The sequence below is a fragment of the Amycolatopsis anabasis genome, assembly GCF_009765355.1.
Taxonomy (GTDB): Bacteria; Actinomycetota; Actinomycetes; order Mycobacteriales; family Pseudonocardiaceae; genus Amycolatopsis; species Amycolatopsis anabasis.
The window spans coordinates 142,423-159,479 of the sequence record NZ_VTHK01000007.1; the positions used below are offsets into that span (position 1 = coordinate 142,423).

The window sequence follows — 17,057 nt, forward strand, 5'->3', positions numbered from 1 at the left end:
CCCCCGGGCAACTTGATCAACAAGGTCAGAAAACCGTACCGCACCACGACGACACCCGCGTACCGAACAGCGAATCCGCCCGCGCGGCCGCGGCCGGGTCGAGCACCTCGATCCGGCCGACCGAGGCCAACGCCGAAGCACGCCAGGCGCCGAGGTAGAGCATCGCCAGCGTATCGACCCCCAGCCGCAGCTCGGCGGGCGCGTCCGTCCGCGTGACCCCGGCCCGCGACACCGCGTACCGCCCGGAATTGGCCGCCAGCAACGGATCCACCACGTCCAGCACCACCACCCCGTCCCCGGAGTACTCGCGCGCGGCGAGCGCGGCGGGCACGTCCACCAGGCGCAGCCAGAGTTCGTCCTTGACCCAGTCGTACCGGCAGGCCCGCGGATCGGTGAACAGCAGCTCGAGGGGTTCGTCCACGGGCCGCGACCGAACCCGCACCCGGTCGACGAGATCCACCGAAAGCAGGAACCGCCACAGGTCCGCGGACGCGGCATCCCCGGCCGCGTGCAGGGAACTCACCTCCAGCACGCCGGGTTTCCCGGGTTCGGCGCCCTCGACCGAGTAGATCGCGAAACCGTCCGGGCCGTCCGGACCGTGATGGATCACCGAGCGCATCAGCGGATTGGCCCTGCGCTGGATCACTTCGAACGCGGCCCACCAGTAATCCGGCCGGGTCATCCGGCCCGGACGCCCGGCGCCGAGCGCCGCGTAGATCTCCGGCAGCCGCGCCACCGCGTCGGCCGAGTCGAGCAGTTCGACCTCACCCCCGGTCGGGACTTCCGGGCGGAACCGCGCGCGGCGCCGGTCGATCGTGCTCCACCGGCCCTGCGTCGCCACCCCGTAGCCGTACCGGCCGTAGATCTCGCCTTCGGTGGCCAACAGGATCGCCAGCGGCACCGCGCGCTCGCGCAGCTCGGTGAGCTGGACCCGCATCAGCTCGGTCAGCACGCCGCGCCGGGTGCGATCCGCCCGCACCCCGACCCCGGTCACCGCGGCCGCCGGTGCCGTGCTCCCGCCGGGTACGGTCAACTCCGCGTCGAACGACCGCGCGGTGCCGATCATCCGCGGGTCGAACGCCGCGAGCGTGCGACCCGGCTGAAACGCGTCCTTGAGCCGCGCCCACTCCTCGTTCGTCACCGACGCCGGGCGGTGCAGCGCCTCCATGAACAACCCGGCCGCGGCCCGCTGCTCCTCCGGATCGATGGTGCGCACGGCGAAATCGGTCATGAGGCGATCATGGCCAAGCCGACCGCCGAGTGCGAAGGGTTTACTTCGGCGTGCCCACTTCGTAGTTGCCGTCGGAGTCCTTGACCTTGATGGTGACCTTCTGGTCCTTGCCGCCGATCTTCGCGGTGCATTCGAAGGTGTTGTCCGCCTTGACTTCCTGGTCGGACGGGCAGGTCACGCTCTCCACGTTCGGGATCTGGTAGGTGTTGGACAGGATGCCCTTGACGTCCTCGGCCTGCTTGTTCGAATCGAAGACCTTCTTGACGAAGAACCCGGGTGCCACGAAACCGAGCACGCACACCACGGCCACCACGACGATCAACGCGATCGCGCCGATCCACAGGCCCTTGTTGGACTTCTTCTGCTCCTGCCCGGTGGGCGGCGCGCCGAATCCGGGCTGCTGGCCGTAGTCGAACTGCCCGGGCTGCTGACCGTACTGCGGCTGCTGCTGCGGCCCGCTCTGCGGGTAGGCCCCGCCCGGCTGCTGACCGTATTGCTGCTGCTGGCCGTAACCCGGCTGTTCGCCATACTGCGGCTGCTGCTGACCCCACTGGGGCTGCCCGGGCTGCTGTTGCGGGTATCCGCCGGGTTGCTGGCCGTACTGCGGCTGCTGTTGCCCCCATTGCGGCTGCCCGGGCTGCTGACCGTAGCCGGGCTGCTGCGGGTAACCGCCCTGAGCGGGGAACCCGCCGGACTGCGGGTTCGGGTTAGGAGCCGACCCCGCATCCTGAGGCTGCTGCCCCCACTGCTGCGGGTCGTTGCCGCCGTACGGCGTGCTCATCTCGTTCGCCTCCGCCACTGTCCGGGCCATCACTCAGGCAGGTCCTACTGTGCTGTGGGCGATCAAACCACAGTGTCCGGTTCGGCACACGTAAAGGTGGGCGCGTCTCGCCCGATTGTCCGCCTGCCGACCACGCGAAAGGTCCGTTCGCGCGAAACATTCCCACGAACGGCCCGTTCATCACGACCTCACGCCGCGCCCGCGGCGACCACTCCGCGCCGCAGGGCACGCACCGCGTCGGACGCGGCGGCCCCGACCGGATCGCCCTTGCCGAGCACGTCCCGGATCTGGTCCAGCAGGTCGATGACCTGGCGCGACCACCGCACGAAATCGCCCGCGGACAACTCCTGCCCGTTGGTCTCGGCCGCGGTGAGCACCTTCTCCAGCGACTCACCCCGCGCCCAGCGGTAGACCGGCCAGGCGAATCCGGCGTCCGGCTCCCGGGTGCGGTCGAGCCGGTGCCGCCGCTCGTCCTCGGCCAGCTCGGACCACAGCCGCACGGTCTCCTGCCAGGCGGAGGTGACCGATCCCGCGGGCAACCGCGGCTCCCCCGCCGAATCCCGGCGCGCCTCGAACACCAGCGCCGAGACCACGGCCGCCAGCTCCGCCGGGTTCAGGTTCCGCCAGACCCCGTGCCGGATGCACTCGGCGGCGAGCAGATCGGATTCGCTGTACAGCCGGGAAAGCCGGCGACCGTGCTCGGTGACCCGCTCCTCCTCCCCGCCGGAGGTCTCGCCGAGGTAGCCCCGTTCGGCGAGCAGCGCGCAGATCCGGTCGAATCCCCGGGCCAGCGAATGCGTGGTGGTCGCGACCTTGCGCTCCAGCTGCTCGGTCTCCGCCTTGAGCCGCTGATGGCGCTCGATCCACCGCAGGTTCGCCTCCCGCTCGGCGAGCCCGTGGCACGGATGCGCGCGCATTGCCCGCCGCAGCGCGGTCAGCTCGCCGTCCTCGTTCGCCCCGGACCGCCGACGCTCCCGCCGCGGCACGGAGATCCCGGTGTTGCGCAGCGTGGACGCGATGTCCCGGCGAGTCCGCGGCGACCGCAGCTCGACGTGCTTGGGCAGCCGGATCCGGCCCAGCGGTTCGACCGGGGACGGGAAGTCGGCCAGTGAGAGCGGTCCGGACCACCGGTCCTCGGTGACCACCACCGGCCGCGGCTCGCGCAGCGGATCGACGCCCGGGTCGATGACCACCGCCAGGCCCGCCCGGCGGCCCGCCGGTACCGCGATCACGTCGCCCTTGCGCAGCTTCTCCAGCGAGTCCGCGGTGCTGGCCCGCCGGGCCGCGGTGTTCTGGCGGGAGAGGGCCTTCTCCCGGTCGGAGATCTTCTTGCGCAGCTCGACGTACTCGAGCATCTGGTCGAAGTCCCCGGTGATCGCCTCCGCGTAGCCCTTGAGCGCCTCGCGGTTGCGCTCGATCCGGCGGGCGAGCCCGACGACCGACCGGTCCGCCTGGAACTGGGCGAACGACTGCTCCAGCAGTTCCCGCGCCTCCTGCGGGCCGAGTTGGGCCACCAGGTTGATGGCCATGTTGTAGCCCGGCCGGAACGACGACCGCAGCGGGTAGGTCCGGGTGGAGGCGAGACCGGCGACCTGCTTCGGGTCCACCCCCGGCTGCCAGAGGACCACCGCGTGCCCTTCGACATCGATGCCGCGGCGCCCGGCGCGCCCGGTGAGCTGGGTGTACTCGCCGGGCGAGAGGTCCACGTGCGCTTCGCCGTTGTACTTGACCAGGCGTTCGAGGACCACCGTGCGGGCAGGCATGTTGATGCCCAGGGCGAGGGTTTCGGTGGCGAACACGACCTTCACCAGCCCGCGCACGAACAGTTCCTCGACCGTCTCCTTGAACGCGGGCAGCAGGCCCGCGTGGTGCCCGGCGATCCCGTGTTCCAGCGCCTCGCGCCACTCCCAGTAGCCGAGCACGCCGAGATCGCCCTCGGGCAGGTCGGAAGTGCGCTCGACGACGATCCGGCGGACCTCCTCGGCCTCCTCCGGGGTGTTCAGCCGCAGCCCCGCCCGCGCGCACTGCGCGACCGCCGCGTCGCAACCCGCGCGCGAGAAGATGAACACGATCGCCGGCAGCAGCCCGGCCGCGTCCAGCCGCTCGGTGACGTCCACTCTGGACGGTGGCCGGTACCGCGGCGCGCGCACCGGCTGGCCGCGCCGCCGGTTGCGCGGGCCGCGCAGCGCCGCCGGTGCGTGCATGCGCCCGGCCTCCTCGACCCGCCGGAGCAGGCTCGGGTTCATCCGCAGCTCGTCGTCGCCGCTGTCCCCGGCGAACAGGTCGAGCAGCCGGTTGCCGACCAGCATGTGCTGCCACAGCGGCACCGGCCGGTGCTCGTCCACCACGACCGTGGTGTCTCCGCGGACCTCGACCAGCCATTCGCCGAACTCCTCGGCGTTGCTCACCGTGGCCGACAGGCCCACCACCCGGACGTGCTCGGGCAGGTGCAGGATGACCTCTTCCCACACCGCGCCCCGGAACCGGTCGGCCAGGTAGTGGATCTCGTCCATCACCACGTACGCGAGGTCGTTGATCGTCGACGACCCGGCGTAGAGCATGTTGCGCAGCACCTCGGTCGTCATGACCACGATCTGCGCGTTGCCGTTGATCGCGGTGTCGCCGGTGAGCAGGCCGACCGCGTCGGTGCCGTACCGCCCGGCCAGATCGGTGTACTTCTGGTTCGACAGCGCCTTGATCGGCGTGGTGTAGAAGCACTTGCGCCCCTCGGCGAGCGCGAGGTGCACGGCGAACTCGCCGACGATCGTCTTGCCCGCGCCGGTGGGCGCGCACACCAGCACGCCGTGGCCGTCTTCGAGCGCCTCGCAGCCTCGCACCTGGAAGTCGTCGAATTCGAACGACACTTCGGCGGCGAACCTGGTCAGCTGGGGGTACTTCCCGCGTTGCTTCGAGACCGCATAAGCCTCGGCCGGGGATCGAGAGGGGCGACTGGCCACGAGATCAGGGTTTCATACCCCCGCCGTAGTCCGCAGAGGGTGCCCGCTTCCCCGGTGGGTTTGTTCCCGGAGTATTGCTTGGCCAGCAGAAGGCGGCGCCGTATAGGGCGTTATACATCGACGTGGGGTGAATGGGCTGATCGCGCCGCGTTCAGCCGACCACGGAGAGCGCGCCGGGTTCGCAGCGCACCGACACCGGGACCGTGCCGAGCGGCTCGCCGTCGGCGTAGGCGGGCCAGTCGTTCCCGGCCAGGCTGATCTCCCGGGCCCGCAGCGTCCGCACCTTGGGGTGTTCGAGGTGGTTCCCCCCGCGCAGGCTCGGCAGCATGCGCACCAGCTCCCGCCGGGTCGCCTTGCCGACCACGGTCACGTCGAACAGGCCGTCATCGGGCCGGGCCGCGGGGCAGACCGGGATCCCGCCCCCGTAGAACGGCGTGTTGCCGACCGCGACCAGGGTCGCCTCGAGCTCCAGTTCCTCGGTGCCGGTGCGCACCAGCACCGGCCGGGCGCGGAACGCGGCGAGTTCGCCGAGGATGGCCAGGTCGTAGCGGCGGGGTCCGGACGGCCAGCGCATCCGGTTGGCACGTTCGGTGACCGAGGCGTCGAAACCGGCGCACAGCACGGTCGCGAACCAGGAGTCCCGCACCTTCCCCAGGTCCAGGCGGCGCCGGCGACCGGAGCGCAACGCCTCGACCAGTTCACCGACCGCGCGCACCGGATCCGGCGGCACCCCGAGCGCCCGCGCCAGGTCGTTCCCGGTGCCCGACGGCACCAGCCCCAGCGCGACCCCGCGGGCGGCGCAGAACTGCACGCCCTGGTGCGCGGCGCCATCCCCGCCGAGCACCACGAGAACGTCCAGCCCGTCGTCGTGGGACCGGGCCATCAGCGCCCGCGACTCCTCGACCGTGGTGGCCACCAGCAGATCGAGCCGGTCGACGCCCTCGCGCAGCCGGGACGCGATGGTCCCGGCGATCCGGGCCGCCGCGCCCTGCCCGGAATCCGGATGAACGGCCAGCGCCGCGTGGATCCCCACTAGGTGATGTCGTCGGTCCTGCCCGCGGCGGGCTTCGCGGGTGGTGGCTCTTCGTCGACCGTGCTGGGCGTGTAGTCGAACGGCGCCGCCTCGTCGTCGGCCAGCTGGTCCAGGCCCTCGGCCTTGCGCTGCCGTTCCAGCTTGCGGTCGTGCAGCCGGGCGATCTGGATCGCCATCTCGCACAGCACGGTCAGCGCGCCCGCGAGCGCGAGCATCGAGAACGGGTCGTTGCCCGGCGTCGCGAACGCGGCAAACACGAACAGCGCGAAGATGATGTAGCGACGCCACTTCTTCAGCTGGGCGTACTTGAGCACGCCGACGCGGTTGAGCATCACCACGAGCAGCGGCAGTTCGAAGCTCACGCCGAAGATCAACAGCAGCGCGAGCAGGAAGGAGAGGTATTCCCCACCGGCCAGCGCGGCGGTGAACTGCCCACCGCCGAAGCCGCCGATCAGGAACCGCAGCGCGCCCGGGATCACCACGTAGGCGAGCACCGCGCCGGCGGCGAACAGCACGCTCGCGCACATCACGAACGTGAGCGCGTACTTGCGCTCCTTGGAGTACAGGCCCGGCGCGATGAAGGCCCAGATCTGGTAGAGCCAGCCTGGTGCCAGCAGCACCATTCCGGCCGCGATCCCGACCTTGAGCTGGATCATGAACGCTTCGCCGGGCTTCGTCTGCAGCAGGCTGCAGGGTTGCCCGGGAAACTCCGCCCGCACCCCGTGCGGCGCCGGGGGCAGCGAACAGTAGGGCCCGGTCATCAGGTCACCGAGCGAGGGAATCGGGCCGACCCTGGTGCCGAACCAGATGAAGCCCAGAACACCGCCGAGTGCCACGAACAGCAACGCGTACGCCAGTCGACGGCGGAACTCGTAGATGTGCTCGATGAGCGTCATCGTCCCGTCGGGATTGTGCCGACGGCTGCGTTTGCGGCGTTTGCTGCCGCGAGGCTCGCGGGAGGCGGGGTCCGCCACGGGAAGGTTCCGTTCTCGTCAGCTGGCGTTCTTCTGCGGATCGGCCGGGGTCGTCGACTGCTGCTTCTTCAGCTCGTCCAGCTGCCGCTGGAGGTCGGCGACCTGCTGGTCCGCGTTCTTCGCCTGCTGCTGGGAAGCCGGAAGCGCCTTGGTCTCGGCGTCTTCGGCCTTCTCCGCCGGCTTCTCCTCGCCGCGCATGTCCTTGGTCTCGGCCTTGAAGATCTTCATGGACTTGCCGATGGACCTGGCGGCGTCCGGCAGCCGCTTGGCGCCGAACAGCAGGACGACGACGAGCACCAAAATGATCAAGTGCCACGGCTGCAGCCCGTTCAGCATGGGTGGCCTCCTATCTCGTTCAGGACCGATCTTACTGGTTGGCGGACGCGCCGCGTCGCTGCTCGAGAGCGACGCGTACCGCCGCCGAGCGAGCACGCAGCAGCCCCGTACGGTCATGCGTATCCGTAGCAACCATGCTTATGGTGTGCTGGAAGCGGCGCAAGACCCGCACCACGCGAACCACTAGAAAGCCGAGCAGGAGCAGCCCGAGGACGGCGAGCGCGATGCTCGGCAAGTACCACACGGCGATTACCCTACTGGTTCAACGTTGACGGAAGGTGACGTGCCCGCGCCAGCGCGTCGGCGGCGCGTTGACGAACGGCTTCCGCCAGCTCAGCGGGCCGTTCGACGCGGGCGTCGCCGCCCTGGCCGAGCACCAGGCGGACCATCCAGGACTCGTCGCCGTAGCGCATCCGCACCCGCAGGCGGCCCCCCGGCAGTTCGTCGAGCTCCTCGCAGGGGTAGTACTCGGCGACCCAGCGCGCGTCCGGTTCGAGGACGAGTTCGGCCTCCGGCTGCTCGGGACGCTCGGTGAACACGCCGTCGGAGATGTCCTTGGGCTCGGCGTGCGCGGGCGGCACCGCGGGCTCGTCGAGCACCTCGAAGTCGTCGATGCGGTCCAGCCGGAACAACCGGACGCCTTCCGCGCGGCGGCACCAGGCCTCCAGATAGCCGACGGCCTGGACGATCAGCAACCGCATCGGGTCGACGGTGCGCTCGGTGATCTGGTCCTTGGAGGCGGTGTAGTACCGGATGCGCAACGCCCGCCCCGCCTGCAGCGCGTCGCGCACCGCCTGCCGGGTTCGCGCGGTGGCCTCCCGTTCCCGGACCCCGAGCCCGACCACCACGCCCGAGGGCTGCGCCTGCCCCGCGGCGGCCTCGATCTTGGCGATGGCCCGGCGCACCGAATCCGTGTCCAGCAGCCCGGGCGTTTCGGCGAGCGCCCGCAGCGCGACCAGCAGCGCGGTCGCCTCGCCACCGGTGAGCCGCAGCGGGCGGCTCATCCCGGCGTCGTAGGTCACGGTGACCGTGTCGCCCTCGAACGACAGGTCGATCAGGTCGCCGGGGCCGTATCCGGGCAGCCCGCACATCCAGAGCAGCTCGAGGTCCTTGCGCAGCTGGCGGGGCGCGACGCCGAAATCCTGCGCGGCCTCGTCGATCTTGATACCCGGACGGGCCAGCAGATACGGCACGAGCGCGAGCAGCCGCGGCATCCGCTCGGTCGACCCGGTCATGGTTGGCCCTCCCCCGACAGGACGGCCTCCAGCCGGTCCTGCACGGTTTTGGCCAGCACGTCCGGTTCGAGCACCAGCACGTCCGGGCCGTGCGCGGCGATCCAGTCCGCCGCGCGTTCCGGGGTGTACAGGTCGATCTCCGCGAGGTCGCCCTCGACCCCGTCGACGGTCAACCGGCCGACCAGCCGGGCGTGGCGCCGGACCCCGGCCGCGCGGTGGTCGGCGATCCACACCTTGGCCGTGGCCACCGGCGTGGTCTCGGGTTCACCGGTCCCCGCGACGAACTCGAGCAGGTTCACGTCCTCCGGCCGGCGCACCTCCCCCGGTTTGCCGACCGTCCGCACCTCGCCCAGCATCCGGGACAGGCGGAAGCAGCGGGGCGCCTGGCGATCCCGGTCGTGGCCGACCACGTACCAGCGCGATCGCCAGGACACCACACCCCAGGGCTCGATCGTGCGGACGAGCCGCTCGGGCGAGCCGGAGCGGCGGTAACCGAACCGGACGGCCTGCTTGTTCTGCACCGCGGCCAGCAGCGGCGAGAACGCCGGTTCGGTGCGCACGCGGGACTCCACCACGGTCGGCGCGGTGTGGTCGACCTCCACCCCGGCGGCGCGCAGCTTCACCAGCGCGCCCTGCGCCTGCCCGGTCAGCTCCGGCGAGTCCCACAGCCGCACGGCGAGCCCGACCGCGGCCGCCTCGTCCGGCGCCAGGTCGATCTCGCCGAGTTCGTAGTCCCGGCGCGCGATCCGGTAGCCCTCGACCGAATCGAATGCCGAGTTCCGGCCGGTTTCCAGCGGGATGCCCAGCTCGCGGAGTTCGGTCTTGTCCCGTTCGAACATCCGGAAGAACGCGTCGTCGCTGGCGGCGTCGGCGTATCCGGGCACGATGCCGCGAATCCGCTCGGCAGTCAGGTACTGCCGGGTGGACAGCAGAGCGAGCACCAGGTTGACCAGGCGCTCCGCGCGGGCGGTGGACACAGGGACAACCCTAGCTCGCTCCGTCCAGCCCGATCGTGAGGTCCGGCCGTCGCGCGTCGAGAATCGAACACTCACTCTCCGTGTCGACCGGACGTATTCGCTCATCGAGGCGACCGCGGCGCACGAAAGAACGACCCGCGGTCGCATTCGTGGCCGATTGGTGCTCCTGGCGTAACACCGCTCCCCCGGTCGTCGACTCCCGCGCTGAGAAATCCCGGGCGGAAGGAGCAGGCGATGGTCGTTCGAAAAACCGCGTGGCCGGAAGGGACACCCTGCTGGGTGGACCTGGGCGTGGACGATTTCGGCAAGGCGCAGTCCTTCTACCGCGGACTGTTCGGCTGGGACGTTCAGGTCGGCCCACCGGAAACCGGCGGCTACGCGGTCGCTCACCTGGACGGCAAGCCGGTCGCCGGGATCATGCCCAAGATGGACCCGGGGCAGCCGACCGTGTGGACCACCTACCTGGCGGTGGACGACGCGGACGCGACCGCCGCCAAGATCCAGCCCGCGGGCGGCCAGGTGATCGCACCGCCCATGGACGTGCTCGACCTCGGCCGGATGGCCGCCGGGAGCGATGTCGAGGGTGCCGTGTTCGGGCTGTGGCAGTCCGGCACGCACACCGGCGCCGATATTGTCAACGTCCCCGGCTCCCTGGTCTGGAACGAGCAGATGAGCCGCGACTTCCCCGGCGCCAAGAAGTTCTACGCGGCGGTGTTCGGTTACGAGTACGCCGACATGGGCGACAACGGGTTCCAGTACGCGACCATCCGGGTCGGCGACCGGGAGGTCGGCGGGATCGGCGGCCTGACGGCCGACACCCCGCTGGACACGCCCGCGCAGTGGACCGCCTACTTCGGCGTGGCGGACACCGACGAGACCGCGGCCCTGATCGCGAAGCTGGGCGGCGAGGTCGTCGGCGAACCGCACGACACCCCGTACGGCCGGATGGCGAACGTCGCCGACGACCAGGGCGCGCGGTTCGCGATCATCGACCTCTCCGCGACCGGCTGATCCCCGGCGGCTGGTCAGTGGCCGAGTTTCGCCGCTCGGCCGTGCTCCCCCGCCGCCCAGCACGCCAGGCGCGCGCAGCTGACCGTGTCGAAGCTGCCGGTGTCGAACGACCGCCAGTGCCGCCCGCCGTCGAGGCTCAGGTCGCTGCCGGTGGGCCCGACCGCGAGCGCGACCGGACCGAGCCACGCGAGGCCGGAGCGGTACCCGGCCGGTGCGTGCGGTGGGGTCCGCCAGCTCCGGCCGCCGTCCGAGCTGATCGCCAGGCCGGGGACGACCGCGTCCGGTTTGGCGTAGTCGCCGCCGATCGCCAGGCCGTGCCGGGAATCGCGGAAGGACACCGCGAACACCCCCGCCGACTGGCTGCTCAGCAACGGGGTGTCCACCGCCGCCCAGTGCCGCCCGCCGTCGGCCGAGCGCAGGACCCGCGCCCGCTCGCCGCCGCCGGTCGCGATCCAGGCGTCGCGGCCGTTCGATCCGGCCTGCACGCACTGACCACTCGCCGCGAACCCGGCCTCGCCGGGCAGCGCGGGCGGCATCCCGTCGGCCGGCACCGGCCGCCAGCTGCCACCACCATCCACAGTGGACAGCAGGGTGAACTTGCCGTCGACCGGATCCCCCATCGCCAGCCCGCGCCGGTGGTCGAAGAACGTCAGGCAGTCGTAGAAGGCGCGCTCGTCGGTGTTGCGGAACGCCAGCCGCCAGTGCGCGCCGCCGTCGGCCGTGGTGTAGATCCGGGAGGCGGCACCGGGACCGATCGACAGCACCACCGCGTGGTCGGCGTCGAAGGCCTCCACGTCGCGGAAGTCCAAACCGGCCGTGTCCGGCGGGGCCACCTGCCGCCAGGTTCGGCCACCGTCGACGGTCCGCAGCACGGTTCCCTTGCCGCCGCTGGCCCACGCGGTGTCCCGGTCGACCGCGTCGAGCCCGCGGAGCCGGGCGTCCACCCCGGTCGGCACGGGTCGCCAGACCAGCCCGGCGGCCTCGGCCGAAACGGGCACCGCCACCGCCAGCAGCGCGGCGGCCAAGACCAGGGAGAATCGGGTCCACCTGCGCATGGCCCCACCTTTCGATCCGGTCAGAGCACGAAGGAAGCGATCATCTGGCCGATCTGGCGAATGTCGGAATTGCCTTTGAATTCCAAGCGGACCTTGCCGAGACCGCTGAACCAGAGTTCGAGTTCGGCATCCATGTCGAATGTTCCCGCGGTCTCGATCGAAAAGGCCTGGATCCTGCTGTAGGGCAGCGAGGTGAAATCCTTCTTCTTGCCCGTCATTCCCTGCACGTTGACCGCGATGAGCCGCTTGCTGGTGAACACCACGAAATCCCGGACCGATTTGAAGCAGGAAACGAGTTCCTCCCCCGGAATGATGATCGGCTCGACCGAGGACGCGATGTCCTTCGGTTTGCAGGGAGAGAGCTTGAAAACGGAAGCCTTCTCGAAGTCAATCATGGCGGTACTCTAGCAACTCGCACCACCGGAGGAATTGGTCCATTTGGCGCACCCCGGCCACGGCCCCTACGGTGGCCGATGTGGATGATCGAGTTCTGCTGATCACCGGCGCGTCGCGCGGGCTGGGCGCGGCGACCGCGCGTCGCGCGGCCGCGGCCGGTTTCCGGCTGTCCCTGGTGTCCCGGAACGCGGACAGCCTCGCCCCGCTGGTCGAGGAATTCGGCCCGGACACCGCGATGGCGGTCGGCGCCGACGTGACCGACTGGACCCAGATCTCCGGCGCGGTGGACGCCACCGTGCGCCGGTTCGGGCGGCTCGACGCGGCGTTCGCGAACGCCGGGCTGATGCTCCCGGTTTCCTTCTTCGGCACCGGCGGCGCCGATCCGGAAAGCTGGCGGGACATGGTGCTCACCAATGTCCACGGTCCGGCGATCACCGCGCGGGCCGCACTGCCCGCGCTCGCCCGCACCGCGGGGCACCTCGTGCTCACCGGTTCCGTCGCGGGGCGCGGAATCCGCCCGGCCCCGGCGAGCCTGTACTCGGCGACGAAATGGGCGGTCACCGGGCTCGCCGGGGCCATCCGCGCGGAGGCCGTCGGCACCGGCGTGCGGGTGACGCTGATCCAGCCGGGCCTGGTGGACACCGAAATGATCACCGACGAACAGCGCGCCAAGCCGACGCTCGAACCGGACGACATCGCCCGCGCGGTGTGCTTCGCGCTCGACCAGCCGCCGAGCGTGGACGTGAACGAGATCGTGGTCCGCCCGACCGGCCAGGATCCGGAACGCTAGGAGCGCTCACCCTCCGGCGGCCGCAGACTCGCTTGCAGCATCGCGGCGAACTCGGCGGGCAGCGGGGCGCCGCCGAGCCCCACGGTGATGATCTCCACCGAACGTTCCAGCGCCTGGTCGCGGGCGCCTTCCTCGGCGGCCCGCAGCGGACCGTCCAGGTACAGCGTGGCGAGCCCGTGGACCACCGACCACACGGTCACCTCCGCCATCGGCCGCCGCTCGGCGGGCAGGTAACCGGCCGCGACCAGATCGTCCATGGCCTCGTTCAGCCGCAGGAACGGCTTGTTCTCCCGGGCTCGCCGCGGGGACGGCGACATCGCCATACCGTGCGCGAAACAGGTCCGGAACAGGCCCGGTTCGGCGTCCGCGAAATTGAGGTAACCGCGGCCGATGGCGGCGAGGTTGACCAGCGCCCGCAGGACCGGATCCGCGATCTCGGGCAACCGGGCCAGCTCGGCGTTCATCGATTCGGCGAGCAGTTCCAGTGCCCGTTCCTTCGCCGCCGCGAGCAGTTCCTCGTGCCCCGCGAAATGCCGGTAGGCGGCCGTGGGAGTCACGCCGACCGTTTTGGCCGCGGCGCGGATCGTCACCGACGCCGGGCCGCCGGACTGCGCGAGCTCGGCGGCCGCGGCGATCAACGCGTTGCGCAGATCGCCGTGGTGGTAGGCGGTTCGAACGGGGGCTGAGGAACTCACAGAAGAATGTTGACACCCGTACACATCCGTGGCAAGTTGACACCCGCAAAGTTTGCGGCCGTCAACTTCCGTGGGGGCGCCATGTTCACCAGCCTCGGCCGGTTCGCCGTCGGCCACGCCCGGGGCATTCTCGCCGGCACGCTCCTGGTCCTGGTCGCCGCCGGCGCGCTCGGCTTCACCGCCTTCGGCAAGCTGAAGTCGCAGGGCTTCAGCGATCCGGCCGCCGAATCCAGCCAGGCCGCCGACCTCGTCAACGCCCGGTTCGGCGGCGCGGCGGACCTGGTCTTCCTGGTCGCCGCGCACGAGGGCACGGTGGACGGTCCCGCGGTGAGTTCGGCGGGCACGCAGCTCACCGACCGGCTCGCCGCGGACCCCGATCTGGCCGGGGTGACCTCGTACTGGCGCACCGCAGTACCGCCCCTGCGCTCCGATGACGGCCGGTACGCACTCGTCGTCGCGCGGCTGACCGGCGGCGAAACCGGTCTGGAACGGGTCGCCGAGCGCTACGGCGGTGATCGCGGCCCGATCTCGGTGACCGTCGGCGGTGGCGCGGCCGCCGGGCGCGACATCGGCGGGCAGGTGGGCGCGGACCTGGCGCTGGCCGAGTCGATCGCGGTGCCGGTCGTGCTGGTGCTGCTGGTCCTCGCCTTCGGCAGTGCCGTCGCCGCGCTGCTGCCGCTCGCCGTCGGCGGAATCGCGATCCTGGGCACCTTCGCCGAACTCGCGATCCTCGGCTCGGTCACCGACGTCTCCGTTTTCGCGATCAACCTGACCACCGCGCTCGGGCTCGCCCTCGGCATCGACTACGCCCTGCTGATGGTGAGCCGATTCCGCGAAGAACTCGCGGCCGGAGCACCGACCCGGGACGCGGTCGTGCGCACGGTGGAAACCGCGGGCCGCACGATCTTGTTCAGCGCGGCCACGGTCGCCGTCGCGCTGTCCGCCCTGCTGCTGTTCCCGATGTACTTCCTGCGCTCGTTCGCCTACGCGGGGATCGGCGTGATCATCATCGCCGTGGCCGGTGCGCTGCTGGCGCTGCCCGCATTGCTTGTCGTCCTCGGCTCGCGGGTCAACGCGGGCCGCCTGCCCTGGGCCCGGCGCCGCTCCCCCGGCACGTTCTCCCCGTTCTGGGGCAAGCTCGCGGCGACCGCGCTGCGCCGCCCGGTGCTCACCGCCGCCCCGGTGATCGTCCTGCTGCTGATCGCCGCGGCGCCGCTGCTGCGAGTGGAGTTCGGCAGCCCGGACGACCGGGTGCTGCCGGAAAGCGCGCCCACCCGGGTCGTCGGCGACACGTTGCGCGCCCACTTCCCCGCCGACAACAGCCGCGCGATCGAGGTCGTCACCACCGGCGGCGCCGCTTGGTCCGAAGTGGACGGTTATGCCCGGCGCCTGTCCCGGCTGCCCGGGGTGGCCGCGGTGAACTCCAGTGCCGGGACGTATGCGAACGGCCAGTTCATCGGGGCGAGTCCGGCCGACGCGGCGCTGGCCCGGCCGGACGCCCAGCGCCTGAACGTGATCACCCGGGCCGAAGCCCGCTCGGCGGCGGCGCAGGACGTGGTCACCGCGGTCCGCGCCACCGCCCCGCCGGACGGGACCGGGACCCTGGTCGGCGGCGGCGCGGCCCAGCTCCTGGACAGCAAGGACACGATCGGCGAGCGGCTGCCGTTCGCCGCCGCGCTGATCGCGCTCACCACGTTCGTGCTGCTGTTCCTGTTCACCGGCGGCGTGTTCCAGCCGCTGCGGGCCCTGCTGTTCAACGTCCTCAGCCTGTCCGCGACCCTCGGCGTGATGGTGCTGATCTTCCAGGACGGCGGGCTGTCCTCGGTGCTCGGCTTCACCCCGATGCCCCTGGACATGAGCATGCTCGTGCTGCTGTTCTGCATCGCCTTCGGACTGTCCATGGACTACGAGGTGTTCGTGCTCAGCCGGATCAAGGAAACCCGCGAACTCGGCGCGAACACCCGGGATGCCGTGGTGCACGGGCTCTCCCACACCGGACGCATCGTCAGCGCGGCCGCGGCCCTGATGGCGGTGAGCGTGTTCGCGTTCGCCACCAGCGGGGTCAGTTTCATCCAGCTGTTCGGCCTCGGCACCGGGCTCGCCATCCTCATCGACGCCACGCTGATCCGCGGCATCCTGGTCCCGGCCGGGATGCGGCTGCTCGGCGACCGGGCGTGGTGGGCGCCGGGACCGCTGCGCCGCCTGCACGACCGCTTCGGGCTGAGCGAAACCGATCCGCCGCGACCGGAGGCCGAACGGGTGCCCGTCTAGCCTTGTCGATGTTGGGACCGGTCCCCGTGCGGTGGCGCATCATCGCGACATGACGACTGCGACATTCCGTTGCCTGGCCACCACGGCGGGTGCGCTCCTGGCGACAGGTGTCTTGGTGGGCTGCGGAAGCGCGCAGGTGGGTGGCACCGGTTCCGCAAGCGCGCCGCACACTGCCTCGAAGAGCGCAGCCAGTTCCGCAATCAGCAGCTCGGCCGTCCCGACCTCGATCCAGCCGAGCGCCCAGAACGGTACGAACTACAACGCCTGTTTGGGCGGCGACTGTGAAATCGCTGTGTCCAAACCGGTCACGATCACGTTGTCCGAATCTCCGATCGACGCCGGTCCCTTTACGGTGCAGAAGGTGAACGCCGACAGCGTTGAGGTGAGCATGGCCCTCCCCGCCGGGCCCAGTCTCAGCGCCACCATCAAGAAGGGCTGCACAACCGCCTTCCACGGGAACAACGCCAGCGGGCTGGCGCACACATCGTGCTCGGGAGAACCGGAGGATATTCCGGGTATGTATGTCAAACAAACGGTGACTGTAAAGGATATCTCCAACGGCACCGCAATCCTGAACCTGAAATCCGAGTGAAAACGTACTTCGGTGTCAGCTCGTCGCTCGGCACGCTCCAGCCGATCTGAGTCGGTCTCCGAGGCACAGACCGGCGCGGCGCGGGAAACGTCAGACGGGATCAGACGGTGAGGACGAGCTTGCCCTGGAGGTGACCGCCGTCGAGCAGCCGGTGCGCGTCGGCGACGCGCTCGAACGGGAAGGTCTCCTGCACGTGGACCCGAAGCCTGCCCTGTTCGACGGTGACGTGGTAGTCGGCCTGCCCGATCATCGTCCGGAACGTCGTCAGGCTCATCAGCTCCGGGACAAGCCGCGGCGTGGCGGTGCGCACCACGCACGCAGGTACTCCGTCTGGGCAACCTGGTAGTCCGGGTCGTCCGTCTCGCCCCGCAGCTCGCGACCGTAGGTACGGTCGAGCACATCGCCGGGCAGGGTCGCCAGCAGGCCCCGGACCTCTGCCTCGAACCGTGGCACGCTGGCCAGGCCGTTGGCGCAGACCAGGCTCGTCCACTCCGGTGCGCGCTCCGCCGCGAACTGCAGACCGAGCATGGCGCCCCAGGAGTGGCCGTAGACGTGTGGCCGCGCCAGGCCGAGAGACCCTCGGTCACCGCGCCGAGTTCGTCCAGGAAACGGTCCACCGTCAGCAGCGCGGTGTCCTCGATGCGATCCGAGCGCCCCACCCCAGCTGGTCGTACCAGACGACCTCACGATCCCGGGCAAGCGGCTCGAACGCCTCGAACAACA

Annotated in this window: 17 protein-coding genes and 1 pseudogene; 4 read left to right on the forward strand and 14 right to left on the reverse strand. The window is 70.8% G+C overall.

Annotated features, from left to right (window positions below):
* Nucleotides 1-25 precede the first annotated feature (25 nt).
* The 9 genes from FXO23_RS11595 to FXO23_RS11630 all read right to left on the reverse strand — a co-directional run bounded on the left by FXO23_RS11595 (nucleotide 26) and on the right by FXO23_RS11630 (nucleotide 9,524).
* Entirely contained in the window at nucleotides 26-1,231 is a 1,206-nt protein-coding gene (locus tag FXO23_RS11595) for a GNAT family N-acetyltransferase (RefSeq protein WP_158883831.1), read from the reverse strand.
* A gap of 40 nt (nucleotides 1,232-1,271) precedes the next feature.
* The gene (locus tag FXO23_RS11600; RefSeq protein WP_158884214.1) at nucleotides 1,272-2,012 is read right to left on the reverse strand and encodes a DUF4333 domain-containing protein; all 741 of its coding nucleotides are present in this window, start codon (nucleotides 2,010-2,012) and stop codon (nucleotides 1,272-1,274) included.
* Nucleotides 2,013-2,200: 188 nt separating this feature from the next.
* On the reverse strand, nucleotides 2,201-4,969 hold the full coding sequence (locus FXO23_RS11605; protein WP_158883833.1) for a DEAD/DEAH box helicase: 2,769 nt from the start codon (nucleotides 4,967-4,969) through the stop codon (nucleotides 2,201-2,203).
* 151 nt (nucleotides 4,970-5,120) lie between these two features.
* Nucleotides 5,121-6,002: a diacylglycerol/lipid kinase family protein gene (locus tag FXO23_RS11610; protein ID WP_158883835.1), complete on the reverse strand. Its 882-nt coding sequence runs from the start codon at nucleotides 6,000-6,002 to the stop codon at nucleotides 5,121-5,123.
* Nucleotides 6,002-6,976, reverse strand: a complete 975-nt coding sequence (tatC, locus tag FXO23_RS11615) for a twin-arginine translocase subunit TatC (RefSeq protein ID WP_158883837.1) — start codon at nucleotides 6,974-6,976, stop codon at nucleotides 6,002-6,004. The genes FXO23_RS11610 and tatC overlap by 1 nt, the downstream gene beginning before the upstream one ends.
* An 18-nt stretch (nucleotides 6,977-6,994) precedes the next feature.
* On the reverse strand, nucleotides 6,995-7,312 hold the full coding sequence (gene tatA / locus FXO23_RS11620; RefSeq protein ID WP_158883839.1) for a Sec-independent protein translocase subunit TatA: 318 nt from the start codon (nucleotides 7,310-7,312) through the stop codon (nucleotides 6,995-6,997).
* A gap of 31 nt (nucleotides 7,313-7,343) precedes the next feature.
* Nucleotides 7,344-7,556, reverse strand: coding sequence for a bacteriophage holin (locus tag FXO23_RS50730; RefSeq protein ID WP_179956745.1), 213 nt, complete (start codon nucleotides 7,554-7,556; stop codon nucleotides 7,344-7,346).
* Nucleotides 7,557-7,566: 10 nt separating this feature from the next.
* The gene (locus FXO23_RS11625) at nucleotides 7,567-8,547 is read right to left on the reverse strand and encodes a helix-turn-helix transcriptional regulator (protein WP_158883841.1); all 981 of its coding nucleotides are present in this window, start codon (nucleotides 8,545-8,547) and stop codon (nucleotides 7,567-7,569) included.
* Complete coding sequence (locus tag FXO23_RS11630; protein ID WP_158883843.1) at nucleotides 8,544-9,524, reverse strand: helix-turn-helix transcriptional regulator; 981 nt, start codon at nucleotides 9,522-9,524, stop codon at nucleotides 8,544-8,546. Before FXO23_RS11630 ends, FXO23_RS11625 begins: the two co-directional genes overlap by 4 nt.
* Nucleotides 9,525-9,758: 234 nt before the next feature.
* Here FXO23_RS11630 and FXO23_RS11635 point away from each other — a divergent pair, with 234 nt between their 5' ends.
* The gene (locus FXO23_RS11635) at nucleotides 9,759-10,535 is read left to right on the forward strand and encodes a VOC family protein (RefSeq protein WP_158883845.1); all 777 of its coding nucleotides are present in this window, start codon (nucleotides 9,759-9,761) and stop codon (nucleotides 10,533-10,535) included.
* A gap of 14 nt (nucleotides 10,536-10,549) precedes the next feature.
* Here the strand turns inward: FXO23_RS11635 and FXO23_RS11640 are convergent, their stop codons facing one another.
* On the reverse strand, nucleotides 10,550-11,590 hold the full coding sequence (locus tag FXO23_RS11640) for a WD40/YVTN/BNR-like repeat-containing protein (RefSeq protein WP_158883847.1): 1,041 nt from the start codon (nucleotides 11,588-11,590) through the stop codon (nucleotides 10,550-10,552).
* 20 nt (nucleotides 11,591-11,610) lie between these two features.
* A complete protein-coding gene (locus tag FXO23_RS11645; protein ID WP_158883849.1) occupies nucleotides 11,611-11,985 on the reverse strand; it encodes a PH domain-containing protein in 375 nt (124 codons plus the stop codon).
* Nucleotides 11,986-12,065: 80 nt separating this feature from the next.
* On the opposite strand from FXO23_RS11645, the gene FXO23_RS11650 reads away from it, so the two are divergent.
* On the forward strand, nucleotides 12,066-12,776 hold the full coding sequence (locus tag FXO23_RS11650) for an SDR family oxidoreductase (protein ID WP_158883851.1): 711 nt from the start codon (nucleotides 12,066-12,068) through the stop codon (nucleotides 12,774-12,776).
* Here the strand turns inward: FXO23_RS11650 and FXO23_RS11655 are convergent.
* Nucleotides 12,773-13,471 carry a TetR/AcrR family transcriptional regulator gene (locus FXO23_RS11655; protein ID WP_158883853.1) on the reverse strand — a complete coding sequence of 233 codons (699 nt, stop codon included), beginning with the start codon at nucleotides 13,469-13,471 and terminating at the stop codon, nucleotides 12,773-12,775. The two genes, FXO23_RS11650 and FXO23_RS11655, sit on opposite strands and share 4 nt — an antisense overlap.
* Before the next feature lie 81 nt (nucleotides 13,472-13,552).
* On the opposite strand from FXO23_RS11655, the gene FXO23_RS11660 reads away from it, so the two are divergent.
* Together FXO23_RS11660 and FXO23_RS11665 are read left to right on the forward strand one after the other, a co-directional pair.
* Nucleotides 13,553-15,742: an MMPL family transporter gene (locus FXO23_RS11660; RefSeq protein WP_158883855.1), complete on the forward strand. Its 2,190-nt coding sequence runs from the start codon at nucleotides 13,553-13,555 to the stop codon at nucleotides 15,740-15,742.
* Nucleotides 15,743-15,791: 49 nt separating this feature from the next.
* Nucleotides 15,792-16,334 carry a hypothetical protein gene (locus tag FXO23_RS11665; RefSeq protein ID WP_158883857.1) on the forward strand — a complete coding sequence of 181 codons (543 nt, stop codon included), beginning with the start codon at nucleotides 15,792-15,794 and terminating at the stop codon, nucleotides 16,332-16,334.
* 100 nt (nucleotides 16,335-16,434) lie between these two features.
* Here FXO23_RS11665 and FXO23_RS11670 read toward each other — a convergent pair.
* Nucleotides 16,435-16,554: pseudogene (locus tag FXO23_RS11670) on the reverse strand (zinc-binding dehydrogenase); the annotation flags it as partial.
* A gap of 53 nt (nucleotides 16,555-16,607) precedes the next feature.
* Entirely contained in the window at nucleotides 16,608-16,862 is a 255-nt protein-coding gene (locus tag FXO23_RS11675) for a hypothetical protein (protein WP_158883859.1), read from the reverse strand.
* Nucleotides 16,863-17,057: the final 195 nt, after the last annotated feature.